Genomic DNA, 25,409 nt, shown 5'->3' on the forward strand with positions numbered 1-25,409 from the left:
CAACGGGGGCGGGTCTCGTCGCCGGCGCCGTCGCTGGCGGGCCGTCGCGCGCCGAAAGAAGGGCGAGAGTCGTTACTCCTCGGTGTCCACGGCGGAGGTCTCCTCCTCCTCGTGGACCTCCTCGGGGTGGGCTTCGAGCGTCGCCTTCTCCACCTCGACCCGGCGGAGCGGGTAGATGGTGTTGGCCTCGCTGTAGATGGCGCTGGAGAGGCGGCCCTCGATGACCGAGTCGATGAGCCCCTCGAAGGTGCGCTCCTCCGCGGCCTCCTCGACGAGGTCGATCATGAGGCGGCGGATGGCCTTCTGCTGGCTGTCGTCCGCGCTCTTCGTCGTGTACGAGACCGGCTGCAGGCGCACGCGGTAGTCGTCCGTCGTCTCGACGGTGATGACCGACGCGATCTTCGAGGAGCCCCGGCGGACGAGGCTGCGCTGGTAGTCGCGCGTCAGCTCGGACTCGATGAACTCGGTGTACGCCGAGTCGCTACCGACGTCCGTCACCTGGAAGGTGAGCTTGAGGTTGTTCTCGCCACCCGACTCGCCCGTGACGTCGTCGAGAGTGGCTTCGATGGTGCGATCGAGCACCTTTTCCGGTTCGTCCGCGAGGGTCTCGCCGAGCTCCGCCCGGTCGAACTGCTCGGGGGCGAGCACGGTGTACCATCGCTTCTGCTGGTTCTGCTTGGATACTGAACGTTCGCTCATGTGTCGTGTGTCATGTGTCGTTTCGCGTGCTGTGCCACGTCCGCTGCCACCGTGACGTTCACCACGTAGTCGTCCGTCGTCGCCCGCAGGCCGCCGGTGTCGTCGCGCCGGATCGTCGTGACCACGGCGTCGCCCTCGACGCGCGTCGTCATCGACTCGGTGTTGTCCGGCCGGATCGCGCGCGCGATCAGCCCGGCGTCGTCGTGCGTCGTCCGGACCGTCGCCGTCCGCGGGGCGTCCTCGGTCATCCCGAGAGCACCCCTCGGACGGCGTCGATCACGGCCTCGGCGTCCGACTCATCCGTCCGCGCGTGCGTCGACGCGCCCGCGACGACGTCGTCGCCGAGCGCCGCCGCGATCGTCGCGTGGGCGTCCGGACCGTCCGGCGCCGTCGCCAGCGCCGCACCGGCGTCACCGACGACGAGCACCGCGGGTTCGTCGGCCCGAGTGTCGCGCAGGAGTCGCGCGAGCGGCCACGCGGGCGCGTCGGCCTCGGCGGCGACGAGCCCGCTGTACCGCGCGGGGTCGGCCGTTCGGAGCGCCGCGTGGGTCGCGCTCGCGTGCTCGCGCCACGCGTCGAGCGCCGTCGGCCGGTCCGCGACGCCGAGCGCGAGCGCCGACGCGAGCCCCGGGTCGGCGACCGCGAGGCAGTCGAGGACGTCCGCGTGGCCCTCGGCGGTCTCGAACGGCCCGTCCGGCGTGACGTGCGGCCGGAGGACGCCGTCGAGCGCCCCGACCGCGCGGGGCGCGGCGTTCTCGGTCGCGTCGAGCGCGACCCGCGACGCCAGGCGGCGCCGCGCGTCGTCGTCGAGTTCCGCCGGGAGGTCGAGCTCCGCGAGCAGCGCGCCCGCCTGCCGGTCGTCGCCCGACCAGTCGGCGTGCAGCCGCGTCGCGTGCGCGAGCCCGTCCGAGAGGTCCGCGACCGGCAGGCCGACGCCCGGCCGGCGCTCGAACGCCTCGGCGAGGTCGCCCGACGGGACGCTCCCCGCCGCGCGGACGCCCGCGAGTGCGAGCGACGCCGCCGGCTCGTGGAGTTCGCGCGCGGCCGCGAGCGCTCCCGTGGAGAGGGTGTCCCCGGCGAGCGTCGCGTCCGCGGGCGTCCCGTCGAATCCGAGCGCGAGCGTCGCGTCGTCGTCAGCGGCGAGCAGGCGATCGCTCGCCGCGCCGCGGGTCGCCGCAACGCTCACCTGATAGGGCGTCCGGATCGCCGCGCAGGCCCGCCCGAGCAGGCCGGCGGCCGCGATCGCGTCGCCGTCCGGTCGCGCGACTATGCGGACGAACGCCGCCTCGCGGCAGCGCTCGGCCAGCGTCGCGGCGTCACCGGACGACTCCGAACGGCCCGTGGTGGACATCAGGGGTTACTCTTCGAGGAGTTCGACCGCGGCCTCGTACGAATACGTGAAGTCCTCGTCGAGCTGGTCACCGCGGTAGTAGTCCGCGAGCCGGCGGATCTTCGACTCCGTGTTCTGGAGCGAACGCCGGTTCTGGTGGTCCTGGCCGTTCTCCTCGACGTGACGGCGCAGGCGGATCGCCTTCTCCAGGAGGTTACGGAAGTCCTCCGGGAGCTCGGGGTCGGCGTCGTTCTCCTCGAGGATCTCGGTGACCTTCTTGTCCGTCGCGAGCTTCACGTCCGGGATCGGCGTCCCCTGGACGCCCTCGTCGCGCAGCTTCATGCCGATCTGGCTGGGGTCGTACCCCTCTTCGGCCAGTTCGACGACGCGCTCCTCGACGGCGTCGGCGTCCACGTCGCTCCACTCCGGGGGTTCGTCTGCCGCCGGCTTGTCCGAACCGGACGAGCCGCGACGGCGGGTGTGCATTCGTGCCATAGTGTGAATTGGAACGACACGAACCGCTGTGCGGCGCTGGGCGCGAAAGGCGCCCGAGCACTGCCACACTCCCAAGCCGCCCAAGCGGACGGCGCGTCGGATATGCGGCCGTGCAGTTCCCTACGTCGTTGTGGGCGTCTCGGACGCTAAAGGGTTTCCACTTCCGCCGGCGTCGAGGCCGGATCGAAGGGTTCAATTACGTCCCCCGGATACGAAGAGTTGCGTTCGCGGGCTCGTAGATCAGTGGTAGATCACTCCCTTGGCATGGGAGAGGCCCCGGGTTCAAATCCCGGCGAGTCCATCTCAGAAATTTTTCCATTTTCTGTGGTCTGGCTGATCACATCCACTTGAGAGGGTTGTCAACGGAGGACGACCACGCATGCAGAGAATGCTCTTCCGTCGAAACTCGCGCTTCTAGTCGTTCTGCTTCAAGCTAGTGGACGTGTTCTAGCGATAGTAAGTTAGATGTAGACCTCCCGCAATTCCAGTAGTGGCCTAGGCTGCCGGAATTTGAACTCATGGGTGAGCGATACAAACGACTCAATTGGCTACAGAATGTCTACGTCGACCCCGATTGGACGCAAACCAAGATCGCTGACGAGTGCGACGTTTCGGTCAGGACCATCGGGAACTGGGTGACGAAGTACGAGATACGCAAGAGCCGACACGGCCCGAAATGGTTGACCGGACAAATACGTCAAAGAACACCTTTCACAGCGTGAAATAGCCGAACTCTGCGATACGGGTAGTTCTACCATAGATGATCAACTCCGCCAGCACGGTATCTCTCGGGGTCGGAAATATCGGAACGAGTCGTGGTTGCGCGAGAAGTACGAGGACGACGGATTGACGATGGAGGAGATGGGGGACACGACCGGAGTTGGACTACAAGCGGTTCAATACTGGATGATCGAGCACGGCATCGAGCGACGTGACCCCGGTTTCAGATCTGGCGAAGATCATCCACTATGGAAGGAGGATAACGCAACTGATCATACGCGCCTCGCCGAGTGGGCCGACCAGGTGAAAGAGCGCGACGGCCACGCGTGCGTCGCGTGTTCGAGCACGGAGCGTTTGCACGCCCACCACGTCGTGCCGAAGTACGAGGACCGAAGCGAGGAGATGCTGTACGGCCTCGACAACGGGGAGACGCTCTGTCGGGCCTGTCACGCGAAGCGCCACCGCGAGCGCGGCGACGAGTCGATCGCGCGCCTCCTCAGGCACACGCCGAACTGACCCGCAGCAGCGCCCTTAGGCCTCGCTCACGCGGAGGACGGGCTTGATCGTCTCGCCGCTCTCGGAGTCGGCGACGGCCTGTTCGATCTCCTCGAAGTCGTAGTAAGTGACGAGCTCGTCGAAGGGGAACTTCCCGCGGCGATAGAGGTCGATGAGGTCGGGGATGAACTGCTGGGGGTCGGAGTCGCCCTCGGCGACGCCGACGATGTTGCGGCCGGTGAGGATGTGGTCGTTGACGTCGTAGCTGGCCTCGGTTCCCATCGCGGGCGCGCCGACGATGCCGAGCGTGCCGCGCTGTCCGAGGGCGTCGGTGGCCTGCTCGGCGACGGCGGCGACGCCGCTCGTTTCGAGGGCGTAGTCGACGCCGCCGACGAGATCGTCCAGCGCCTCGACGACGTCGTCCACGTCGTCGGGGTTGACGACGTCGGTGGCGCCGAGTTCGAGCGCCTTGTCGAGACGCCCCTCTTGGAGGTCGACGGCGACGATGTCCGTACAGCCCTTGACGTCGGCGGCCATGACGGCGGAGAGGCCGACGGAGCCCGCGCCGAAGACGGCGATGGAGGAGCCGGCCTGCGGGTCGAGGGTGTTGATGACGCCGCCGGCGCCCGTCTGGACGCCGCAGCCGAGCGGGCCGAGGAGCTCCAGCGGGACGTCGTCCCCGACGGGCACGACGTTGCGCTCGGTGGCGATGGCGTGCGTGGCGAAGGAGGACTGGCCGAAGAAACGCCCGCTGATGGACTCGCCGTCCTGCGAGATGGGCGAGCTCTCGTCGGCGGGCCGGGAGCCGCCGAAGTTGTGCTCAAAGAACGACTCGCAGTACGCGGGATGGCCGTCCCGACACTGCTCGCAGGTGCCGTCGTAGTCGAAGCTCATCACGACGTTGTCGCCGGGTTCGACGCGCGTCACGTTCTCGCCGACGGCCTCGACGACCCCCGATCCCTCGTGGCCGAGCACCACGGGGAGCGGCGTCGGATACAGCTGATCGCGGACGGTCATGTCAGTGTGACAGACGCCGGCCCCGACGACGCGGACGAGCACCTCGTCCGGTCGCGGATCCTCGAGCTGTACGTCCTCGATCTCGAACGATCCGCCCTCTTCGCGTACGACTGCGGCTTTCGCGTCCATTGTGATGTACCCGTTCGGTGGGTTTCGCGGCGCGCTCGATATAGCTTGGGGAGCGATGAGAGCGAAATGCGGTGAAGGGGGCGAACGGTGAGGGCGAAACGCGATGAGGAGGCGAAGGGGGAAGCAGAGAGCGATGAAGGTGAGAAACAACAGACGTCGACGACGCACACGCTCAAGGCGGGCAAAAACGAGACAGTAGGTAGTCGGAAGACGGATGCCGAGACGACGGCAGCCACCGGAGCCGGGCGCCTCAGTAGCCGAGCTCGCCGCCGAGGTCGAGGGACTCGTCGCCGTCGAGGACGACGACGTCCGCGGTGCTGCCGGTCGCTTCGACCTCGCGGACGAAGTCGTCGGTGTCCTGCTCGATCGGCGGGAAGGTGTCGTAGTGGATGGGGACGGCGTAGTCCACGTCGAGCCAGTCGACGGCGACGGCGGCCTGCCACGGGCCCATCGTGTAGTGGTCGCCGATGGGGACGGCGGCGACGTCCGGCTCCAGATACGGCGCGATGACGTCCCGCATCTCCGTCTGCAGCGCGGTGTCGCCGGCGTGGTAGAAGGTCTGGGACTCGTCGTCGGAGACCTGCGTGGGCTTGGTGTCGCTGATGACGTAGCCGGCGGGCATCCCGCCCGACGCGCCGTAGTCGGTGTCGAGGCCGTTCGTGTGGTCGGCCCGGACCATCGTGATGTAGGCCGATTCGGTCTCGAAGGTGCCGCCGAGGTTCATCCCGGTGCCGTCCTCGATGCCGTACTCGTCGGTGACGTAGCTGACGACTTCCGGGGTAGCGACGAAGTGCGCGCCGCGGAACCGATCGACGTCGGCGATGTGGTCGGCGTGGCCGTGCGTGAGCAACACGTAGTCGGGGTCGAGCTCCTCGGGGTCGGTCTCCGTCTTCGGGTTGTCGAAGAACGGATCGATGAGGAGCGTCTCGTCACCGATCTCGACGCCGAACGTGGAGTGGCCGTACCAAGTGATCTCCATGACGGCATCGACTACTCGCGGACGCGTCATAAAGCCTGTCGGCCGGGTGGATCCCGCCGCCTCCGCGCCGTCGAGCGCGCACCCGCGTCGCGGCGGCCGCGACGGCCGAGACCCGAACCGTTAGGGAGCGCCCGCCGCGAGGGCCCGTATGGACGAACGCACCCTCGGATCGACGGGGATCGACGTGACGCCGATCGGTCTCGGCACGTGGGAGATCGGGAGCGACTGGGGCGAAGTCGGCGAGGCGGAGGCCCGCGAGGCGCTGCACGCGGCGCTCGACGAGGGGATCACCTTCCTCGACACCGCGGACGTCTACGGCGACGGGCGCTCGGAGCGCCTGATCGCCGAGGTGCTCGCCGAGCGAGCGGAGACCCCGACGGTGGCGACGAAGGCGGGCCGCCGCCTCGATCCGCACGTCGCCGCCGACTACGACGAGGACCACCTGCGCGAGTTCGTCGAGCGCTCGCGCGAGACCCTCGACGTCGACGCGCTCGATCTGCTCCAGCTCCACTGCCCGCCGACGGACGCCTACTACCAGCCCGAGACGTTCGCGGCGCTCGACGTGCTGAAGGACGACGGCCTGCTCGCCCACTACGGCGTCTCCGTCGAGCGCGTCGAGGAGGGGCTGAAGGCCGTCGAGTACGACGGCGTCGAGACGGTACAGATCATCTTCAACCCCTTCCGTCAGCGCCCCGCGGAGCGCTTCCTCGATCGGGCGGCCGAAGCGGACGTCGGCGTCATCGTCCGCGTCCCGCTCGCCTCGGGCCTGCTGACGGGCGCGATCGACGCGGAGTCGGAGTTCCCGGAGAGCGACCACCGGAACTTCAACGTCGAGGGCGAGGCCTTCGACGTCGGCGAGACGTTCGCGGGCGTCCCGCAGGACGTCGGCGCGCACGCCGCGGACGAACTCGCCGCGTACACGCCGGCGGACGTGACGCTCGCGCAGTTCGCCCTCCGCTGGATCCTCGACCACGACGCCGTCTCGACCGTGATCCCGGGGAGCACGTCGCCCGAGCACATCGCGGAGAACGTCGAAGCCGCGGAGCTCGCGCCCCTCAGCCACCGCCAGCACGGGGCGGCCCGGGACGTCTACGAGGCGTACGTGAAAGAGTACGTCCACCACCGCTGGTGACGACGAACCCCAACGCTTAGCCTCCGCCGCGCGAATCGGCCACGCATGCGACACGTTCGCTTCCGCGACGAGGCAGGCGCGGTCCGAGAGGGCGAGTACCACGACGACGGAACCGTCAGCTTCGGCGGCCGGACGTACGCCGCCGACGACGTGGACGTCCTCCCGCCCTGCGAACCCTCGAAGATCGTCTGTATCGGGCGCAACTACGCGAAGCACGCCGAGGAGCGCAACGAGGACGTGCCGGATCGGCCGCTGCTCTTCTTGAAGCCGCCGAATGCCGTCGCGGGCCACGGCGACGCCGTGACGCTCCCGCGAGAGCGCGAGAACATCGAGCACGAGATCGAGTTCGGGGTCGTGATCGGCGAGCAGTGCCGGAACGTGGCGGCCGCGGACGCGTCCGACGTCGTCGCGGGCTACACGATCGCGGACGACGTCTCGAACCGCGACGACCAATCGCGCGAGCAGAACTGGGTGCGCGGGAAGGCCTTCGACGGCGCGTGTCCCCTCGGGCCGGTGCTCGCCGACCCCGAGCACGTCGACCCGAACGACGCGGCGCTCGAACTCCGCGTGAACGGCGAGGTGCGCCAGTCCTCGAACACCGAGCACTTCATCTTCGACGTGCCGACGCTGATCGAGGAGATCACGCGGTACATGACGCTCGAAGAGGGCGACGTGATCCTCACGGGGACGCCGGAGGGCGTCGGGCCGCTCGAAGCCGGCGACCACGTCGAGGCCGAGATCGAGGGCATCGGTACCCTCGAACACGACGTCCGTCGGGACTGAGCCGGATCAGGCCCCGAGAACGCCGATTCCGGTGACGGGGACGCCGAGCGCGCCGAGGACGAAGACGACGACGGCGGTGGCGATCCACGCGACGAGCGCGATCAGGATCGCGTTCACCCAGCCGCCCCGGTAGCGCCAGTTGATGACGGCGACGTACGCGATCAGGGCGAGGAGCCCGCCGAACAGCGGGATCCACGAGAGCACCGCCCACGCGATCGCACCGATGAGCGCGGTGATCACGGCGTGCGAGTAGTCCTCGACGCCGGTGATGACGCGTGCGCCGACGTAGATTCCGAGGCCGCCGACGAGGAGGCTGATCACGAACAACAACAGCGAACCGATCGCGCTTGCCATGGGGCGGAGAACGGGGCGGAGGACGAAAAGCGATCGGGTGGTCGCGGGCCGTTCGTCGTGCCCCGCGGGGATCGAACCGGGAGCCGCGCCCGATTCAGAGGCCGGCGGTGAGCGCGCCGGCGTCGAGGAGGAGGAGGAACGCGACGACGCTCGCGGCGCGGAGTCGCGTCGAGGCGTCGCGGGCGGGGCTGCGGACCTTATCGACGGCGATGCCGTCGCGGATCGTCGACGCGCCCATCTCGGTGAGGGCGGCGAGCGCGAGCCAGAGGACGACCATGGCGATGACGAGGTAGCCGCGCGTGCTCGACCAGTAGGCGGTCGTCGTCGCCACGCCCATCGGGCTCGACATGAAGGCACCGGTGAGGAGCTGCACGACGGCGCTGACGCGTGTGACGGTCGTGAGTTTGCTCGTCGCCGATCCGAGGGCGCTGGCCGAGAGCTCCCCCTCTCGTCCGAGCGGGAGGACGGCGTACGTGAAGTAGAGGACGCTCCCGGTCCACAGCGCGGCGAAGATCAGGTGAATCGCGAGGCTCGCGGAGAGTGCTGTCGCCATAGGCTCCCGTGCGGACGGCGGCACCTAAGGCGTAGCGGTCGCGCGACGTGCTCGCGGAGAAGCTCGCGCGGCGTGCCCCCGGTGGATCGTTTTCGGGTCTCCGTCGCGTTGCTCCGTGACGTGGAGCCACGTCACGGAGCGGTGGTGCCAACGATCAAGGCGGTGCCCGCCGTCCGCTTACTCATGCCGACCGTCGTCCTCGCCGACGACCCGAAGCTCGACGCGCAGGTGTTCCGCGACCGCCTCGCCGCCGACGTCTCCGTCGCCCCGCTCGACACGCCTGAGGCGTTCCGCGCCGCCGTCCGCGAGCGCGAAGCCGACGCCGTCGTAGCGAAGGGCCGCCTCGCCGTGACCCACGACCTCCTCGCCGGCCTCGACGCCCTCGCCGTCTACGGACAGGTCTCGGTCGGCCTCGACAACGTCGACGTCGACGCCGCGGCCGCCCTCGGGGTCACCGTCACGCACGCGCCGGACTACTGCGTGGACGAGGTGGCGACGCACAGCCTCTCGCTCCTCCTCGCGTGCGTCCGCGACGTCCCCGCGCACGATCGGCGCGTCAGCGGGGGCACGTGGGACGTGTGGGCGGGCCCCGAACTCCATCGCCTCAGCGGCGACACGGTCGGTCTCGTCGCCTTCGGCGACATCGCGCGGGGCGTCGCGGACCGACTGGCGGGGTTCGGCGTCGACGCCGTCGCGTACGATCCGTACGTGGACGCCGAGGTGATGCGCGAGCACGGCGTCGAGAAGGTCGACGCGGAGGGGCTCCGCGACGCCGCCGACCACCTCTCGGTGCACGCGCCGCTCACGGACGCGACGCGCGGCCTCGTCGACGCCGCGTGGTTCGACGCGCTCCCCGAACGCGGCGTCGTCGTGAACACCGGTCGCGGCGGCGTCGTCGACGAGAATGCGCTACTGGCAGCGCTCGATGCCGGGTCGATCGCGGCCGCGGGTCTCGACGTCTTCGAGACCGAGCCGCCCGAGGGATCGCCGCTCGTCGAACGCGACGACGTGATCGCGACCCCGCACGTGGGATGGTACTCCGCGGAGGCACGCGCCGAGGCGAACGAGACGGTCGCGGCCGACGTCGATCGAGCGCTCGCCGGCGAGACCCCGGTCAACGCCGTCGGACCGGGCGAACGGTAGGCGGCGACACCGCGCATCGGCCGGTTTAAGTCCCGGCGGCGGCTCTCTCGGGACATGCGACCACGGGACCTCTCGGACCACGTCGAGTACCGCGCGGGCCGCGGCATCGAGGAAGTCGCCCGCGAGCTCGGCCGCGACCCCGAGGAGTTCGTCAAGCTCGCGTCGAACGAGAACATGTTCGGGCCGAGCCCCGCGGCCGTCGACGCCGTCGAGGCCAGCGCCGACGAGGTACACCACTACCCCACCGCGGACCACCAGGACCTCACGGCCGCCATCGCCGAGCGCTGGGGCGTGGCGGACGAGCAGGTGTGGCTCGCCAACGGCGGCGACGGCGCGCTCGACTACCTCTCGCGGGCCGCCCTCGAACCCGGCGACGCGGTGCTCGTCCCCGCGCCCGGCTTCGCCTACTACGGGATGAGCGCGCGCTTCCACCACGGCGAGGTGGCCGAGTACGACGTGACGGGCGACGGCGGCTTCGCGCTCACCGCCGACGCCGTCCTCGACGCCTACGACGGCGAGCGGATCGTCCACCTCACGAGCCCGCACAACCCCAGCGGCGCGCGCTTCACGCTCGACGCGATCGAGCGGATCGCCGAGGAGACGCGCGAGGAGACGCTCGTCGTCGTCGACGAGGCGTACGGGGAGTTCGCCGACGCACCGAGCGCCGTCGGTCTCGTCAAGAGGCGAGACGATGCCGACGCGTCGCACGCTACCAGTCACGCCCCGCGTGACGACGTCGCGGTCCTCCGCACCTTCTCGAAGGCGTACGGGCTCGCGGGGCTCCGCCTCGGCTACGCGATCGTCCCCGAGTCGTGGGCGGAGGCGTACGCGCGCGTGAACACGCCGTTCGCGGCGAGCGTCGTCGCCTGTCGCGCCGGCCTCGCCGCCCTCGACGACGACGAGCACGTCGAGCAGACGGTCGAGATGGCGCGGTGGAGTCGCACGTACATGGCCGAGCACGTCGACGCGCCGACGTACGAGAGTCACGCGAACTTCCTGCTCGTGGAGGTGGGCGACGCGAGCGCCGTCGCCGAGGCGCTGCAGGAGCGCGGCGTCATCGTGCGGGACTGCTCGAGCTTCGGGCTCCCCGAGTGCGTGCGGATCACCTGCGGCACCGAGGCGGAGACGGAGCGCGCCGTCCGCGAGCTCAACGAGGTGCTCGCATGAGAGCCGTCGTCACCGGGACGCCGGGCACGGGTAAGACGAGCGCGACGGAGCGCCTCGACACCGACCTCGACGTCGTCCACCTGAACGACGTGATCCGCGAGGCGGACCTGTACACGGAGCGCGACGAGTCGCGCGACAGCCTCGTGGCCGACCTCGGCGCGATCGGCGAGGCGTACGCCGACCGTGACGACGTGCTCGTCGAGAGCCACCTCGCCCACCACCTCGACGACGTCGAGCGCGTGATCGTCCTCCGCTGTGCGCCCGACGTGCTCGAAGACCGGCTCCGGGAACGCGGCGCCGAGGAGGGTGCGGCGCTGGACGCGCGCGAGCGCGAGGCGACGGAGAACGCCGAGGCAGAGTCCCTCGACGTGATCCTCGGCGAAGCGGTCCGAAAACACGGACAGGAGCGAGTCTACGAGATCGACACGACGGACCGGACGCCCGAGGCGGTCGCCGCGGAGATCGAAGCCGTCCTCGACGGCGAGCGCGAGCCGAGCGCGGGCGAGGTGGACTTCACGGAGTATCTGCTGTGACGCTCGATCAGTTCCGGCCGCTCGCGTCCCGCCTGCTCCGGCCGTTCGTGACGGTGTCCGTGCGTCTCGGGCTGACGCCGGACGCGATCAGCGTGCTCGCGTTCCTCCTCGCCGTCGCCGCGGCGGGCGTCTTCTACCTCGGGAGCGCCGCGGGGTACGTCGCGGGCGCGGTGTTCGTCTTCCTGAACGGCTGGCTCGACCTCCTCGACGGCGCGGTGGCGCGCGAGACGGGCGTCGACTCCGAGGGCGGCGATCTCCTCGATCACGTCCTCGATCGGTACGCGGACGTCGTCATCCTCGCCGGCCTCGCTGCGGGCGTCGGCTCGTGGCTGCTCGGCTTCGCCGCCGTCACGGGCGTCCTCCTCACCTCCTACCTCGGGACGCAGATCCAGGCCGTCGGCCTCGGCCGCCAGTACGGCGGCCTCCTCGGGCGCGCGGACCGCCTCGCTCTGGTGGGCGTCGTCGGCGTCCTCTCCGCCGTGATTCCGGTCGTCGGCGGCTTCAGCCTCGTCGCGTGGCTGCTCGGCTTCTTCGCCGTCGTCGGGCACCTCACCGCGCTCCAGCGGTTCTGGGGGGCGTGGGGCGACCTGCGTGGCGCCGAGCGATGACGAGGCGCCACGGTTCGGCGGGCGAGAGCGAAACGACACGGGGTCGGTACGGGGTCGGGCGTCCGCGGAACGGCCCGCGGTGCGTGAGTCGAAATCCGTCGAATACCGGAGTACGGGCGCACGACTGGCCGACGGCGTGTGCTTTATACACGCGGCGGAGCTAGATTAGATATGGTTCAGTGCGAGATGTGCGGGGCCGAAACGGCGAACCCCAAGACCATCAAAGTCGAGGGGGCCGAACTCGACGTCTGCAGCGACTGCACGGAGTTCGGTACCGAGGTGAAGACCGAGTCGTCCTCCTCGACCTCGACGAAATACTCGACCTCGTCCGGTGAGTCCTCGGGGTCGTCGAGTTCCGGCGGGAACTCGTCGGGCGGGTCGCGCCGGCGGCGGCGCGACATGTTCGACGAGATGCAGGAGCTCGCCTCCGACTACGACGATCGCATCCGGAACGCCCGCGAGGGGGCGGGCTACAGCCAGGAGGAATTCGCCTCCGAGCTCAACGAGAAGGCCAGCCTCGTCCGGAAGCTCGAACGCGGCGACATCCTCCCGAGCGACGACGTCCGGGAGAAGCTGGAGAAGAAGCTCGGCGTCAGCCTGCTCGAGGCCGCGAGCGGCGACGAGGAGTGGGAGGGCGGCTCCGACGAGGGCGGGCTCACGCTCGGCGATATGGTCAAGCGCAAGGACTAGTCTCAGGTCGAGTTCTCGCGGCCGCGCCGTCGTCACCCCATCGCTTCAGCGATGTGGCTGTAGTGGGCCTCGAGGCCCATGCCGAGGCTGGCGGCGGCGAGCACGACGGCGAACAGCACGCCGAGGGAGACGAGGGAACGACGCGTCCCGGAGCCCGTCGGGGCGTACGAGGCGGGTAGGACGACGACGGCGGCGAGGCCAGCGGTCACCCAGATGAGTGCCGATACGGCCGGCGAGAGCGTCAAGTCGAAGCTGACAATGGCGCGTGCGCCTTGGAAGAGCAGGAGGCCGCAGACGGCACTCATCCAGGCGAACGGCCGCGGATCGAGGTTGTGGTAGATGGTGAACGCCGCGGAGAGCATCACGACGGCGTAGAGCGTCTGTGCGACCCCGAACAGCTCGGTGTACTGACTCGCGGGGAATCCCGCCCAGTTCGCCCAGAATATCTCCCCGGAGACGAGGAGTGCGATGGCGCCGACGAGACCGAACAGCCACGCGAACGACTGCCTGTCCGAGGGCGGATGGCTGTCGCGCGCCTCCCGGAAGAGGAAGAGCGCGCTCAGCGTCGCCCCGGCGGCGAGGAGCACGAGCGCGACGACCAGTGGATTGTACGGGCTGATCGCGGAGGCTGGCGCGCCAACCTGTCCGAGGAGCGTGCGAAACATCAGCTCGGAGAGACGCGCAGACGGGTTATAAATCCGGACGGCCGGTCGCGTCGCGAGAGACGGGGTCCGTCCGTCGCTTCCGAAAGCGGTAATCCGGAGGTCCGCGAATCCCCACGCGCATGTTCGTTCTCGTCAATCTGAAGGCGTATCCCTGTGACCCGATCGCGGTCGCGGAGGCCGCACACGCCGTCGCCGAAGCGTCCGGCGTCCGCATCGCCATCGCGCCGCAGGCCGCCGACCTCGCCGCGGTCGCCGACACCGGCGTCGAAACGTGGGCGCAGCACGTCAGCCCGAACGGCTACGGGAGCCACACGGGTAGCACGCTCGCGGAACGCGCTGCCGCCGCGGGCGCCGAGGGCACGCTCCTCAATCACTCGGAGAACCGGATGAAGCTCGCGGACATCGACGCGTCGATCGAGGCGGCCCGCCGCGCCGACCTCGAAACGTGCGTCTGCGGGAACAACCCCGCACAGATCGGCGCGGTCGCGGCGCTCGGCCCCGACTCGGTCGCGGTCGAACCCCCGGAACTCATCGGCGGCGACGTCTCCGTGGCGTCGGCCGACCCCGACATCGTCAGGGACGCCGTCGCGGCCGCCGAAGCGGTCGACGACGGCGTCGACGTCTACTGCGGGGCCGGGATCTCCACCGGCGCCGACCTCGACGCGGCGGCCGACCTCGGCGCCAGCGGCGTTCTCCTCGCCAGCGGCGTCGCCAAGGCGGACGACCCGAAGGCGGCGCTCGAAGCCCTCGTCGAGCCGCTGGCGTAAGCGACGGCGCGACAACCGGTTCGCGCGTCGGTTTTCAGTGTGTCTATACTCCGTCGGGTCTACGTATCGGTATGACCGACATGGAACGGCGCCACTACGAGCTCGTGAAGCTGGTCCGCGAGCGCGCCCGCGGGTACTTCCGCACCGCCGTCCGGTATACCGACGACGACTGGCACGTCATCTATCGGCGTCAGGACCTCCCGGACGAGCGCTCGAAGCGCCGCTCGGGGCGGATCATCGCGAAGATCCGCGAGCGCGAACCGCTCCGCGAGCTCGACAGCCCGTTCGGCGAGTTCGAGTCCGTCGTCGAGCTCTACGAGAACGGCGTCTTCATCGTGATCCGGGAGTCGGAGACTGCGGGCGTCGTGCTGTCGCTCGAACGCGGCGCCGCGGAGAGCCTCGCCTCGTTCGTCGTCGAGTGCGAACGCGTCGTCGCCCCGACGGACGACTAGAAGTCGCCGAGCGACGCCTGACCGTCGGTCCCGGTCTCGGTCGCGTCGGTGACGTCGGCGTCGTCGTCGGTCGTCGTTTCCTCGGTCGCTACCTCGGTCGTCGGGCCGTCGAACCCCCCGAGCTGCGCTTGCTCGCCGGCGGTGAACGAGAGGTTCGAGACGCGCACGCCCACCTTCCTGACGGACGCGTCCGCGAACTCCGCGAGGAGGTCGGCGGCGACGTCGCGCACGAGTGGCGGGTCGTCGACGGGACCCGGGAGCGAGCGCGCCCGGGTGTGGACGTCGTAGGGCGGCGTCACGACCTTCACCCCGATGGTGCGGTAGAGGGCGTCCTTCCGGCGCGCGCGGTCGGCGACGGCGTCGGCGAGCGTCAGCGCCTGCTCCCGGACGCGCGCGTGGTCGTCGACCGCGCCGTCGAACGCCGACTCGCGGCTCAGGCTCTTCGGATTGTCGCGGGGCTCGACCGGGCGGTCGTCGCGACCGCGCGCGCGGTCGTAGAGGTCGCGGCCCCGCTCGCCGAAGCGCTCCGTCAGCTCGTAGGGGTCGGCGTCCGCGAGGTCGCCCGCCGTCTCGATCCCTAACTCGCGGAGTTCGCGCGCGCGGACCGGCCCGACGCCGTGGACGTCCGCGACGTCGATCGGCGCGAGGAACGCCTCGACCTCGTCGGGCGGGACGACGACGAGGCCGTCGGGTTTGTCGTGGTCGCTCGCGATCTTCGCGGTGCTCATGTCGGGGGCGACGCCGACGCTCGCGGGGACGCCGACCTCGCGCGCGATCCGCTGTTTGACGTGGCGTGCGAACCCCTCGGCGACGCTCCACGCGGTGCGATCGGTGACGTCGAGGTACGCCTCGTCGATACTGACCTCGCGGACGGTGTCGGCGAGCTCGTGGAGGATCGCCTTCACCTCCGCGGCGACGTCCTCGTAGTAGTCGAGGTCGACCGGCCGGTAGTACGCGCTCGGACCGTCGGGATCGTCGGCGCGTCGGGGCAGGCGATCGAGCGCCGTCGAGATCGCCTGTGCGCTCTCGACGCCGTGCGCGCGCGCCTCGTAGCTCGCGGTCGCCACCGCGCCCACGGTCTCGCCGGCCTCGTACCCCATGCCGACGACGACGGGTTCGTCGCGGAGCGCGGGTTCGCGTCGCCGCTCACAGGACGCGTAGAAGCAGTCCATGTCCACGTGCAGGACGATCCGCTCCGTGGGGTCGGGCGCACCGGGGAGACGACCGCCCGCAGTCATGGCTCCGCGAAGGCGGCCCGGGAAGGAATAGCTTCGGTTCGCGGGCGTCGCGGCGTCAGTGCTCGGTGTCGCGGCCCTGCTCGTACACGAGCCCCCAGAGGGCCTGCTCGAGCTCGTCGTCGCTGGGCTCTCCGAGCGCGTCGTACAGGTTGTTCGGGACGTCGATGGACTGCATACGCGATTGATAGGGGGCCGAAAGGAAAAGCGTGGTGTGAGTACCGAGCGAGTACAAAATCAGGGAGTACGCATCGAGTTAATCTACGCGCCTTCGACGGTCGTCCCCTCCTCGCGGCAGACTTCGAGGGCGTGTTTGGCGGCCATTCCGGCGTCCGTCGCGGTGCGGCCCGCGCCGACGCCGACCTTGAGCGACATGTCGGCCTCCGCGCGGACGCGCTCGATGACGTCGACGTAGGTGTCGCGGTCGAGGTCGGGAACGAGCGCGATGACGTTGTCGCCGCCGACGAAGAATGCGAGGCCGTCGTGTTCGTCGTGGAGCGTCCGCATCAGCGCCGCGTACCCCTGCTCGATGCGAACGAACGTCGAGAAGGCGTCGAGCTCGTCCGTGTACTTGCCGGTCGCGTCGTTCACGTCGAAGTGCGCGATGCGGACGTCGTCGTCGTCGCGGTCGTCCGGTGAAATCGGATCGCCGGCGAGGACTTCGCGGCGCTCGGCGTCCTGCGCGCTCCCGGCCGCCTGCAGGTGCGCGGTCGCGTCGACGAGGGCGTCCGTCGGATTCGCGCCCGTCCCGATGCCGAGGCTCACGGTGACCGGATAGCGGTTGCGTAGCGACTCCTGTAGACGGCGGTGATCGGCCCGGTCGATGCCGTTCGTCACCGCGATCATGTTGTCGAAGCGCGTGAAGAAGGCGTAGCCGTCGCGGGTGCCGAGGAACTGCGAGAGGTCGGCGTAGAGGCGCGACTGGAGGGTCTGGAGGTCGGCCTCACGTCGGGGTGCGGGCGTCACCGTCCACGGGCCGTAGTTGTCCAGTTGGACGAGAGTGACCTGAGCGTTCGTCACGGATACCGGACACTCCGCCCCGCCCTCGCTTATCGCTTTTGAATCGCGTCTCAGAACTGGGTGTCGTTCCGAGTCGACGATCGGTCGGCGAGCGCGCGCGCCGCCGACTGCCGGACCTCGTCGGGCGTCACGTCGTGGTCGTGCTGATAGACGTCGCCGTTCAGTACGTAAACGGCCTCGCGCTCGTTACAGAGGTCCGCGACCGCCTCGCTCGACAGCGACGAGGGCTGTTCGATCTCGGTGCCGAAGAGTTGGAACTGGTCGCACACGCGTTCGTCGTAGAACGCCGTCACCCCACCGGCGGCGTCGAACTGCGTCCACCACGCGCGAACCCACAGCTGGTGGCTCTCGAGCGTCGTCGATCGGACGACGAGGTTCGGGATCGAGGCGCCACCGCCGACGCGGACCAGACACCCCGAGACGTCCCCGGCGAAGCGATGCGGGCCCTTCGCGCCCGACCACGTGACGGCGCGCTCGAACGGCGCGCCCGAGAGGAGGCGTCCCGCCATCCGGCCGACCGCACGTTCGCCGAGCGTCGTCGACACTACGCCGACGCGGGCCCCGCGTTCGACGAGGGCGTCGACGATAGGCCCACCAGTCTCCCGGTCGCCGACGAGCGACACGGCGCGCGCCGAGACGGACGACACACTCATCGGATCGAGGACGCCGTCGCGGCAGGCGAACCCCGCGTCGGTCAGTGGCGCGTCGACGTGAACGAAGCCGTAGTCGGTTTCGAGCGCGTCCCGAACGGCCGCCGTCGTTGGCGGCGCGGTGTCGACCGTGAACGGCTCGGTGACCTCCCGGTGCTCGCGGCCGATCAGGACCGTGGAGAGCGTCTCGCGTGCCGCGCTGCCGACACCGAGGAGTGCGAAACGCTCTTCCGCCACGTCGCGCATCGGCTCGGTGAGCGCGTGCTGGTACCCCGCGACCGAGAGTCGTGTCGCCCCGTGAGGCACACACTCGCCGCTGTAGCCGGTCCGGATCGCGCGGTCGTCGGGCACGTCGTGCCTATCGGTCGTCACCGGCACGAGGTCCCTGACGAGGAACGGGAGCAACGGGGCGTCGGCCGGATCGTCGCGCACCACGGCCACGTAGCGCGCGTCCGGAAGGTAGTCGACGAACGCCGCGCGCGGCGCTTCGAGGTACTCCATGAGCTGCTCGACGATCGGCCGACCGTAGAGCGCCGGCGGGTAGAAGGAAAGCCCACCCGCGACCGGCTCGTACTCCTGGCGCGGCATCTCGTAGTAGCCGGCCGTTCGCACGAACGAGTCGAGGAACAGACAGCGTTCGAGCAGGTTGGTCGCCGCCCGCGGCGAGACCGCGCCGTCGCCCAGCGACTGGCGATAGCCGTTGTCGAGGCGGAGTTCCGCTTCGGACGCCTCGACCACGTCCGCACCGAGGTAGTAGGCGAGCGGCGCGACCGCGTACAGCGACTCGTACGTCGCCGGGGTGGCGATCGTCACGCCCGTCTCGGGCCGCGAAATCGTCGACGGGATCGAGAGGGCGTCCCCGCGCTCGATCCGCGGTGGGTGGCCCCGGAGCGTCGGCCACGAGCGCTCCGGCGACCACTCCTTTACCGCGGAGGCGAGGAAGGGGAGTGCCTCGAGCAGCGCCCCCGGATCGTCGGGCACCGTGATCGTCGCGTGCGGACGCTCGTGGCGCGAACGGGCACCGACCGCGACTCGCGTCGGTTCCTCGAACGTCAGTGTCGTCGCCCCCTCGCCGTGGTGGTGTTCGGTGACGGCCTCGAACGCGGCGTCGAACACCTTCACGTAGAGCTTGCAAGCCGCCTCGATGTCGACGTAATACGTCCCGCGAGGAAACGACACCACGATATCGGAGAGTTGGACGTCGATGTCGCCGCGCTCGTCACGGACACACGACCCCGCGTTCGCGGGCATCGACAGCGTCGTCGCCTCGAAGGAGACTGCGGCGTCGACCGGGAAGAGGAACCGCGCGTCCAACACCCGCTCGACGTCGATCGCGTCGTCAGCGGTGATGCGACACGTCGCGTCCATCACCCGGTCGTGTATTCGTAGCGTCTTCCCCGCCGTCTCGAACTCGATCGGATCTGCCCGCGTCACGCCGTTCCGTACCCTGTCGGTGTACTTACGTGTCGCGGTCAGGGCGGGTGCTGGGAGCTATGCGGGTGTAAACGGGGACGACGGCGAGAGAAACCGCTTAGTGGTCGTGGGCGTCTTCGTAGACCCAGGTCGCCGCGTTGGCGTTCCAGTCGACGAGTTCGTCCCCGTCGAAGAAGAGGTCGATCTCGCGCTCGTTGGCGCCCTCGTCCTCGTGGTCGCTGCCGTGGATGACGTTGTGCCCGAGGTCGTTCCCGAGGTCACCGCGGATGGTGCCGGGAGCGGCCTCCTTGGCGTCCGTCGCGCCCATCAGCTTGCGGACCTGCCGGGTGGCGTCGTCGCCCTCCCAGACCATCGCGAAGACGGGCCCGGACGTGATGAACTCGACGAGGCCCTCGAAGAAGGGCTTGCCCTCGTGCTCGCCGTAATGCTCGTGAGCGAGCTCCTCGTCGATCTGCATGAACTTCCCGCCGACCATCTTGAGCCCCTTGTCCTCGAGACGGCCGACGATCTCGCCGATGAGACCCCGCTGGACGCCGTCGGGCTTGACCATGACGAACGTCCGCTCGTGCTCGTGGCTCATCTATTCGCCCTCGCCGGCGTGGCCCGCGTCGGTCCACTCGAGCTCGCGGGGCTCGCGGCCGAGATCGGCGTTCTTCTCGCACTTCGACGAGCAGAAGTGTACGGTACGTCCGTCGTTGTAGACGAACATCGTCCCCGTGCCGGGTTCGATGTCCGCCCCACAGTAGTCACACTCTCGGGTCTGGGGCATTACTGACCTCCGATGGAGTCGGCTTCGCGGGCCGTCTCGCGCAGCTGGAGGACGTCGCCGACCCGCGTGGGGCCGAGGACGTTGCGCGTGATGATGCGGCCCTGGTTGGAGCCTTCCTGAAGTCGACACTTCACCTGCATCGCCTCGCCGTGCATCCCGGTCTTTCCGACGACCTCGATGACCTCGGCGGACGTGGAGTCCTCCGTCTCCGATTCCTCGGCACTCATCGGTTTACTTCAGCTCCTCGATCTTTTCGCCGATGTCCTCGACGTCGTCCTCGGCGTCGCCGGCGTCGACGACGGCCGCGGCGGCGGATCCGACTTCGAGGCCGGCCGCGACGCCGAGTTCGTCCTGCGTCTCGACGAAGACGTACGGGACGCCCTTCTCCTCCGCGAGCTCCGGGAGGTGGAGGACGATCTCCTCGGGGGAGACGTCTTCGGCGATGATGACGAGGTCCGCGTTGCCGCGCTCGACGGCCTTGGTCGTCTCGTTCGTACCCTTCTTTACGCTGCCGGTGTCGCGGGCGACTTCGAGCGATTCGAGCGCTCGCTCCTGGAGGTCGGCCGGGACGTCGTAGTCGACATAGACTGGCATTTTTATGTTCACCTACTCCCTCGGGCGGGCTTGCGCTCAGTCGCCGACCGCGATTCCCGTGGCGACTCGAAGCATCATGACCCCCCGAAGGCTGTACAACCTATTCCGGATCCCGTGGTTAAAAACGCTTTCAAAGCCCGCCGGGGTGCGAACGCGGGACACGGTTATCGTTCCGGCCACCGACGGCTACAGGGAACGATAACGCCCTTCGGGGTCGCGGGCGAACGACGAGCACATGACCGTCGGAGAGACCGCCGCCGCGCTCCGCGCGGAGGCCCGCGAGACGAACGAGCGCCGCCTCCTCGTCCTCGTCGACGAGACGGACGGGAACGAGAACCGGGACGCGAGAGGCGCTGGCGACGGCGGCGACGGGACCGATCGCGGGCTCGCCGCCGCCATCGATGCGCTCGACGGCGCGGGGATCGATCGCGCCGAGACGACGGTCGTCGGTCACCGCGACGGCATCGGCTGCGAGCGCCTCGAACCCCGCGAGACCGGCGACCTCCTCGGCACGACGCGCGACGCCGTCGTCTACGACGCCCGCGATGAGTGTCGACCGAACGCCCTCGGCCGCGTCGCCGGTGCGGTCGACGGCGGCGGCCTCCTGATCCTCGTGACGCCGCCGCTCGACGCGTGGTCCGCACGCCGCGACCGCTTCGACGCGGGCATGGCCGTCCCGCCCTTCGGCGTCGAGGACGTCTCGGGACGCTTCCGGACGCGCCTCGTCGACACCCTCCGCACGCATCGCGGCGTCGGCGTCGTCGCCCTCGACGAGAGCGGGGAGACGGTGGTCGACGACGGACGCACGCGCCCCGCACCCCGTCTCCCGTCACCCGGTCCGTCGGTGCCCGACGATCACGCCTTCCCGACGGCCGCCTACGAGGCCTGTCTCACCGGCGATCAGGTCGCGGCCGTGCGCGCCTTCGAGGCGCTCCGGGACACCGGCCGCGCCGTCGTCTGCGAGGCCGACCGCGGTCGGGGGAAGACGAGCGCCGCCGGGCTCGCGGCCGCGGGGCTCGCCGTCGAGGGACGGGACGTCCTCGTCACCGCGCCGTCGTTCCGCGGCGTGACAGAGCTCTTCGCGCGCGCGGCCGAGCTGTGCGACGCGCTCGGCGTCGCGTCCGAGCGCACCGAGACGACGCGGCTCGTCCTCGCCGGCGGGGGGTCGATTCGCTACGCGAAACCGCCCGAGGCCGTCGACGTCCTCGACGACTGCGACGTGCTCCTCGTCGACGAGGCGGCCGCGCTCCCCGTCCGGCTCCTCGAACGCTTCCTCGACGCCGACGCCGTCGGCTTCACCACGACCGTCCACGGCTACGAGGGCGCGGGCCGCGGCTTCGACGTCCGGTTCCGCGACGTCCTCGCCGGGACCGATTTCGACGTCACCGACGTGCGCCTCGACGAGCCGATCCGCTACGCCGCCGGCGACCCTGTCGAGGTGTGGGCGTTCCACGCGCTCCTGCTCGACGCTCGGCCGCCCGTCGACCCGCTCGTCGCGGACGCCGACCCGGCGGGCTGTGCGTACGACGCCCTCGACGGCGACGCGCTCCTCGCGGACGAGACGCTGCTGCGCGAGGCGTTCGGCCTCCTCGTCGCCGCCCACTACCGCACCGAACCGGACGACTTGGCCAGAATGCTCGACGCCCCGAACCTCGACGTCCGCGCGCTCCGCGCGAACGGACACGTCGTCGCCGTCGCCCTCCTCGCCCGCGAGGGCGGCCTCGACGCGGCGACTCGGGAGGCGATGTACACCGGCGAGCGGGTGAAGGGCAACATGCTCCCGGACGTTCTCACGAGCCAACTCCGCGACGAGCACGCCGCCGCGCCCGTGGGCACGCGCGTCGTCCGCATCGCTACCCACCACGCCGCCAGATCGCGCGGGCTCGGCTCCGCGCTCCTCGACGGCGTCCGCGACGAGTTCGACGGACGCGACTGGCTCGGCGTCGGCTACGGCGCGACGCCCGCCCTCCTCCGGTTCTGGGCCCGCAACGGCTTCTCCACCGTCCACCTCTCGACGACGCGCAACGACGCCAGCGGCGAGTACTCCGCGCTGATGCTCGACCCGCTGAGCGCGGACGGGCGCGCGCTCGCCGCCCGCCACGAGTCGTGGTTCGCCGACCGGATCGCGGGCGTCCTCGCAGACTCCCTCCACGACCTCGATCCGGACATCGCTCGCGCCGCGCTCGCCGCCTGCGACGCGACTCCCGACCCCGGATTGGGCGAGAACGCGTGGCGCGTCGTCGCCGGCTCCGCCTACGGCTCCGCGATGTACAGCGTCGATCCCGAGCCCGTCCGTCGTCTCGCCGTCTGCGCGCTCGTCCGCGACGACGCGCCGCCCCTCCTCTCGGACGCCGCGGGCGTCGACATCGACGGCGAGGCCGAAGCCGAGCGCCGCGAGCGCCTCTCCGTCCTGAAGCTCCTCCAGTGTCGCCCGTGGGACGCCGTCGCCGACGAGCTCGGCTATCACTCGTCCGGGCAGGCGATGCGGGCGTTCGGCGACGCCCTGCGACCGCTCTGCGACGCGTGGGGCGGCGAGGCCGCCGCGGCGGAGCGCGCGCGACACGGGGGCGAGTGAGATGGACGCGCTCGTCCTCCTCGCGATCGGCCTGCTCGGGTTCGGGATGGTGGCCAGCGTCCTCCCGCTCCTCCCGAGCGGCCTCGTCTCGCTCGCGGGGCTCGGCCTCTACCGGTGGGACACGGGCGAACCCGGCGCGTTCGTCCTCGCCGCCCTCGTCGCGTGCTGTCTCGTCGCGCTCGCCGTCGACTGGTTCGGCGGCGCGATCGGCGCGAGCGCGGGTGGCGCGTCCCTCCGGACGACGCTCCTCGCCGCGGTCGTGGGCCTGCTCTGTCTCCCGCTCGGCGGCCCGATCGTCGTCCTCGCGGGCGTGGCCGTCACCGTCCTCGCGCTCGAATATCGTCGCCTCGGCGACGCCGAGGCGAGCCTGCGGAGCGCGGCCGCGGCGACCGTCGGCGTGCTCGCCGCCGCGGCCGTGCAGTTGGTCTGCACGGGCGTCGTGCTGGCCGCGGTGCTCGTGATCGAGTTCCTGTAGCAGGAGACGCGAACGGAAAGGCGAAGAGCAGAGCAGAGGAGAGGGACCGCGCGCCGAGCTACTGGTGGGCGTAGTACGCGACCGTCTCGTCCTCGTCGGCGCGGTCGTAGCGCGCGAATCCCACGCGGACGAACTGCACGAGGTCGTCCGGCTCGTAATCCGCGTAGCCGGGTTCCGCGTAGCCGTAGACATCGCCGTCCATCCGGCGGAGGCGAACGGGCACGCTGCCCGCCGCGGGCACCCAGTGGATCACGTCGACGCCGTCCTCGCGGACGACGTCGATGTCGTCGTCGGTGTACGCGAAGCCGTCGCCGTCGTAGCGGACGGGACCGTACCCCTTGAGCCAGACGCGCTCGCCCTCGCCGGGGAGGTCGGCCGTCTCGACGAGCACCGCGTCGCCGACCGGGACGTCGCGCTCGCCGCGCTCCTCGTGGTTCGGGTGCACGGGCGGATGCGCGGTGTCCGGGCCGCCCGCGATGGGGACCTCGGTGGCCGCGTACGCCGCCTCGGCCCCCTCGCCCCGCGGCGCGAAGCCGTTGCGGACGAGGAAGGCGCGCGGCGTCTCCTCGTCGATCAGGTCGCGGTTGTTCGCGTAGATGGAGGACATGGCGAGGTCGACGTCGGAGGTGGAGGTGCCGAGTTCGACCATCGCGTCCACGATCGCCTGCCCTCGGATCCCGCGGCGGCGGACGCTCTTGAGCGTGGGCGCGCGCGGGTCGTCCCAGCCGTCGAGGTCGCCCGCCTCGATCTTCGCTTTGATCGTCGACGTGCTCATCTGCACGTCGTAGGCGTCGACCTGCACGTGCCCCCAGTGGACGACCTCGGGGTACTCCCAGTCGAAGTAGTCGTAGACGAACTGCTGGCGCTTCGCGGAGTCTTGGAGGTCGATTCCGCGGATGATGTGCGTGATGCCGAGCAGGTGATCGTCGATCCCGGACTGGAAGTCGAGCATCGGCCAGCAGCGATACGCCGCGGCCTCCTCGCGCGGGTGGGGCGTGTCGACCATCCGGAAGGCGACGAAGTCGCGCAGCGCGGGGTTCTTGTGCTCGATGTCCGTCTTCACGCGCAGCACCATCTCGCCGGACTCGTACTCGCCGTCGATCATCGCCTCGAACTCGTCGCGGACGACGCCGGGGTTCTTCTCGCGGTGCGGGCAGGCCTCCCCGTCGTTCTTCAGCTCGGAGAAGGCCTCGCCCGAACAGCTACAGGTGTACGCGCCGCCGAGCCCGATGAGCTCGCGCGCGTGCTCGTAGTAGGTCTCCATCCGATCCGAGGCTGTCACGACCTCGTCGGGTTCGAAGCCGAGGTAGTCGATGTCGTCGAGGATGCCGTCGTAGGCGTCGAGATCGGGGCGCTTCGTCTCCGGGTCCGTGTCGTCGAAGCGGACGAGCATCCAGCCGTCGTAGCGTTCCTTGTACGTCCCGATGACCGCGGGCATCCGGGCGTGCCCGAGGTGCCACGGGCCGTTCGGGTTGGGGGCACACCGCATCCGGACCTCGTCGTAGTCCTCGACGTTCGGGAGGTCGGGCAGCGGGTGATCCTCGCCCTCGTCCTCCGCGTCGAGCTCTGCGAGGCGCTCCGGCGCGATCTCTTCGAGGCGCGCGCGCTTCTCGGCCTCGTCGAGGGCGTTCACCTCGTTCACGACGGGCGCGACGACGCCCGACACCTCGTCGCCGTGCTCGCGGAACTCGGGGTTCGCGCCCATCAGCGGGCCGAGGATCGCGCCCACCTGCGCGTCGCTCCCGTGTTTCAGCGCGTTGAACAGCGCGTTCGCCTCGGCCTCCCGTCGGATCCGCTCGCGGAGGTCCTCGTCCATACCCGAGCGCTTACCGGGGTACGAGGAAATTCGTTTGGGTTCGCCATCGCCGCGCGGGACGCCCAGCGGCGACGACGCCGATTCCGGCGACGGCCCGGCCGACGACGCGGGCGACTGACGACGTGGGCGC

The 25,409-nt window shown here is 70.2% G+C and carries 29 protein-coding genes, 1 tRNA gene and 1 pseudogene; 14 read left to right on the top strand and 17 right to left on the bottom strand.

Annotation, left to right across the window (positions count from 1 at the left end; all coding sequences use genetic code 11):
* Window positions 1-72: 72 nt before the first annotated feature.
* The 4 genes from J2754_RS09715 to J2754_RS09730 are packed head-to-tail and all read right to left on the bottom strand — an operon-like array spanning window position 73 to window position 2,524.
* Window positions 73-699 carry a 30S ribosomal protein S3ae gene (locus tag J2754_RS09715; protein ID WP_211087282.1) on the bottom strand — a complete coding sequence of 209 codons (627 nt, stop codon included), beginning with the start codon at window positions 697-699 and terminating at the stop codon, window positions 73-75.
* Window positions 696-947: a KEOPS complex subunit Pcc1 gene (locus J2754_RS09720; protein ID WP_188879522.1), complete on the bottom strand. Its 252-nt coding sequence runs from the start codon at window positions 945-947 to the stop codon at window positions 696-698. The genes J2754_RS09715 and J2754_RS09720 overlap by 4 nt, the downstream gene beginning before the upstream one ends.
* Entirely contained in the window at window positions 944-2,050 is a 1,107-nt protein-coding gene (locus tag J2754_RS09725) for a hypothetical protein (protein ID WP_188879521.1), read from the bottom strand. Before J2754_RS09725 ends, J2754_RS09720 begins: the two co-directional genes overlap by 4 nt.
* Before the next feature lie 6 nt (window positions 2,051-2,056).
* Window positions 2,057-2,524: a 30S ribosomal protein S15 gene (locus J2754_RS09730; protein ID WP_188879520.1), complete on the bottom strand. Its 468-nt coding sequence runs from the start codon at window positions 2,522-2,524 to the stop codon at window positions 2,057-2,059.
* A gap of 229 nt (window positions 2,525-2,753) precedes the next feature.
* Between J2754_RS09730 and J2754_RS09735 the strand changes: the two genes are divergently transcribed.
* The 3 genes from J2754_RS09735 to J2754_RS16595 all read left to right on the top strand — a co-directional run bounded on the left by J2754_RS09735 (window position 2,754) and on the right by J2754_RS16595 (window position 3,760).
* Window positions 2,754-2,825 (top strand) — tRNA-Ala (locus tag J2754_RS09735).
* Window positions 2,826-3,042: 217 nt separating this feature from the next.
* A complete protein-coding gene (locus J2754_RS16725) occupies window positions 3,043-3,246 on the top strand; it encodes a helix-turn-helix domain-containing protein (protein WP_211087283.1) in 204 nt (67 codons plus the stop codon).
* Between the two features lie 301 nt (window positions 3,247-3,547).
* Window positions 3,548-3,760 carry an HNH endonuclease gene (locus J2754_RS16595; protein ID WP_211087284.1) on the top strand — a complete coding sequence of 71 codons (213 nt, stop codon included), beginning with the start codon at window positions 3,548-3,550 and terminating at the stop codon, window positions 3,758-3,760.
* Window positions 3,761-3,775: 15 nt separating this feature from the next.
* On the opposite strand, the gene J2754_RS09750 is transcribed toward J2754_RS16595, so the two are convergent.
* Both J2754_RS09750 and J2754_RS09755 read right to left on the bottom strand, forming a co-directional pair.
* Entirely contained in the window at window positions 3,776-4,885 is a 1,110-nt protein-coding gene (locus J2754_RS09750) for an NAD(P)-dependent alcohol dehydrogenase (protein WP_211087285.1), read from the bottom strand.
* 250 nt (window positions 4,886-5,135) lie between these two features.
* Entirely contained in the window at window positions 5,136-5,864 is a 729-nt protein-coding gene (locus tag J2754_RS09755) for a metal-dependent hydrolase (RefSeq protein ID WP_211087286.1), read from the bottom strand.
* Window positions 5,865-6,012: 148 nt separating this feature from the next.
* Between J2754_RS09755 and J2754_RS09760 the strand changes: the two genes are divergently transcribed.
* Window positions 6,013-6,996, top strand: a complete 984-nt coding sequence (locus J2754_RS09760) for an aldo/keto reductase (RefSeq protein WP_211087287.1) — start codon at window positions 6,013-6,015, stop codon at window positions 6,994-6,996.
* Between the two features lie 45 nt (window positions 6,997-7,041).
* Window positions 7,042-7,779 (top strand): fumarylacetoacetate hydrolase family protein, encoded by a 738-nt coding sequence (locus J2754_RS09765; RefSeq protein WP_211087288.1) that lies wholly within the window; start codon window positions 7,042-7,044, stop codon window positions 7,777-7,779.
* A gap of 6 nt (window positions 7,780-7,785) precedes the next feature.
* On the opposite strand, the gene J2754_RS09770 is transcribed toward J2754_RS09765, so the two are convergent.
* Both J2754_RS09770 and J2754_RS09775 read right to left on the bottom strand, forming a co-directional pair.
* A complete protein-coding gene (locus J2754_RS09770) occupies window positions 7,786-8,133 on the bottom strand; it encodes a hypothetical protein (protein WP_211087289.1) in 348 nt (115 codons plus the stop codon).
* Window positions 8,134-8,227: 94 nt separating this feature from the next.
* A complete protein-coding gene (locus tag J2754_RS09775; RefSeq protein WP_211087290.1) occupies window positions 8,228-8,686 on the bottom strand; it encodes a transporter in 459 nt (152 codons plus the stop codon).
* A 183-nt stretch (window positions 8,687-8,869) separates the two neighbouring features.
* Between J2754_RS09775 and J2754_RS09780 the strand changes: the two genes are divergently transcribed.
* The 5 genes from J2754_RS09780 to J2754_RS09800 all read left to right on the top strand — a co-directional run bounded on the left by J2754_RS09780 (window position 8,870) and on the right by J2754_RS09800 (window position 12,827).
* Window positions 8,870-9,829 carry a C-terminal binding protein gene (locus J2754_RS09780; protein WP_211087291.1) on the top strand — a complete coding sequence of 320 codons (960 nt, stop codon included), beginning with the start codon at window positions 8,870-8,872 and terminating at the stop codon, window positions 9,827-9,829.
* Window positions 9,830-9,883: 54 nt separating this feature from the next.
* Window positions 9,884-10,996, top strand: coding sequence for a histidinol-phosphate transaminase (hisC, locus tag J2754_RS09785; protein WP_211087292.1), 1,113 nt, complete (start codon window positions 9,884-9,886; stop codon window positions 10,994-10,996).
* A complete protein-coding gene (locus J2754_RS09790) occupies window positions 10,993-11,529 on the top strand; it encodes an adenylate kinase family protein (protein ID WP_188879501.1) in 537 nt (178 codons plus the stop codon). The genes hisC and J2754_RS09790 overlap by 4 nt, the downstream gene beginning before the upstream one ends.
* The gene (locus tag J2754_RS09795) at window positions 11,526-12,137 is read left to right on the top strand and encodes a CDP-alcohol phosphatidyltransferase family protein (protein ID WP_188879499.1); all 612 of its coding nucleotides are present in this window, start codon (window positions 11,526-11,528) and stop codon (window positions 12,135-12,137) included. Before J2754_RS09790 ends, J2754_RS09795 begins: the two co-directional genes overlap by 4 nt.
* Before the next feature lie 171 nt (window positions 12,138-12,308).
* A complete protein-coding gene (locus J2754_RS09800; protein ID WP_188879497.1) occupies window positions 12,309-12,827 on the top strand; it encodes a multiprotein bridging factor aMBF1 in 519 nt (172 codons plus the stop codon).
* A gap of 32 nt (window positions 12,828-12,859) precedes the next feature.
* Here J2754_RS09800 and J2754_RS09805 read toward each other — a convergent pair whose 3' ends face one another.
* The gene (locus J2754_RS09805; RefSeq protein ID WP_211087293.1) at window positions 12,860-13,492 is read right to left on the bottom strand and encodes a DUF981 family protein; all 633 of its coding nucleotides are present in this window, start codon (window positions 13,490-13,492) and stop codon (window positions 12,860-12,862) included.
* Between the two features lie 119 nt (window positions 13,493-13,611).
* Here J2754_RS09805 and tpiA point away from each other — a divergent pair, with 119 nt between their 5' ends.
* Window positions 13,612-14,259, top strand: a complete 648-nt coding sequence (gene tpiA / locus J2754_RS09810) for a triose-phosphate isomerase (RefSeq protein WP_211087294.1) — start codon at window positions 13,612-13,614, stop codon at window positions 14,257-14,259.
* 71 nt (window positions 14,260-14,330) lie between these two features.
* Window positions 14,331-14,711, top strand: a complete 381-nt coding sequence (locus J2754_RS09815; RefSeq protein ID WP_188879493.1) for a DUF7522 family protein — start codon at window positions 14,331-14,333, stop codon at window positions 14,709-14,711.
* Here the strand turns inward: J2754_RS09815 and dinB are convergent.
* The 7 genes and pseudogenes from dinB to rpl7ae form a co-directional block, all read right to left on the bottom strand.
* On the bottom strand, window positions 14,708-15,949 hold the full coding sequence (gene dinB / locus J2754_RS09820) for a DNA polymerase IV (protein ID WP_211087295.1): 1,242 nt from the start codon (window positions 15,947-15,949) through the stop codon (window positions 14,708-14,710). The genes J2754_RS09815 and dinB overlap by 4 nt on opposite strands.
* Before the next feature lie 258 nt (window positions 15,950-16,207).
* Entirely contained in the window at window positions 16,208-16,966 is a 759-nt protein-coding gene (locus J2754_RS09825) for a GTP cyclohydrolase III (RefSeq protein ID WP_188879490.1), read from the bottom strand.
* Between the two features lie 50 nt (window positions 16,967-17,016).
* Window positions 17,017-19,050, bottom strand: a complete 2,034-nt coding sequence (locus tag J2754_RS09830) for a hypothetical protein (protein ID WP_211087296.1) — start codon at window positions 19,048-19,050, stop codon at window positions 17,017-17,019.
* Between the two features lie 97 nt (window positions 19,051-19,147).
* Window positions 19,148-19,630, bottom strand: coding sequence for a nucleoside-diphosphate kinase (ndk, locus tag J2754_RS09835; protein ID WP_188879488.1), 483 nt, complete (start codon window positions 19,628-19,630; stop codon window positions 19,148-19,150).
* Between the two features lie 3 nt (window positions 19,631-19,633).
* Window positions 19,634-19,819, bottom strand: a pseudogene (locus J2754_RS09840) (50S ribosomal protein L24e); the annotation flags it as partial.
* Window positions 19,819-20,046: a 30S ribosomal protein S28e gene (locus J2754_RS09845; RefSeq protein ID WP_020221793.1), complete on the bottom strand. Its 228-nt coding sequence runs from the start codon at window positions 20,044-20,046 to the stop codon at window positions 19,819-19,821. The gene J2754_RS09845 and the pseudogene J2754_RS09840, both read right to left, overlap by 1 nt.
* 4 nt (window positions 20,047-20,050) lie before the next feature.
* Window positions 20,051-20,413, bottom strand: a complete 363-nt coding sequence (rpl7ae, locus tag J2754_RS09850; protein WP_188879486.1) for a 50S ribosomal protein L7Ae — start codon at window positions 20,411-20,413, stop codon at window positions 20,051-20,053.
* 235 nt (window positions 20,414-20,648) lie between these two features.
* On the opposite strand from rpl7ae, the gene tmcA reads away from it, so the two are divergent.
* Both tmcA and J2754_RS09860 read left to right on the top strand, forming a co-directional pair.
* Window positions 20,649-22,988, top strand: a complete 2,340-nt coding sequence (tmcA, locus tag J2754_RS09855) for a tRNA(Met) cytidine acetyltransferase TmcA (RefSeq protein WP_211087297.1) — start codon at window positions 20,649-20,651, stop codon at window positions 22,986-22,988.
* A gap of 1 nt (window position 22,989) precedes the next feature.
* Window positions 22,990-23,463 carry a DUF456 domain-containing protein gene (locus J2754_RS09860; RefSeq protein WP_211087298.1) on the top strand — a complete coding sequence of 158 codons (474 nt, stop codon included), beginning with the start codon at window positions 22,990-22,992 and terminating at the stop codon, window positions 23,461-23,463.
* Between the two features lie 58 nt (window positions 23,464-23,521).
* Here the strand turns inward: J2754_RS09860 and J2754_RS09865 are convergent, their stop codons facing one another.
* On the bottom strand, window positions 23,522-25,279 hold the full coding sequence (locus tag J2754_RS09865; RefSeq protein ID WP_211087299.1) for a glutamate--tRNA ligase: 1,758 nt from the start codon (window positions 25,277-25,279) through the stop codon (window positions 23,522-23,524).
* Window positions 25,280-25,409 lie beyond the last annotated feature (130 nt).

It is taken from the genome of Halarchaeum nitratireducens, from assembly GCF_017874695.1.
GTDB classification, from domain to species: domain Archaea; phylum Halobacteriota; class Halobacteria; order Halobacteriales; family Halobacteriaceae; genus Halarchaeum; species Halarchaeum nitratireducens.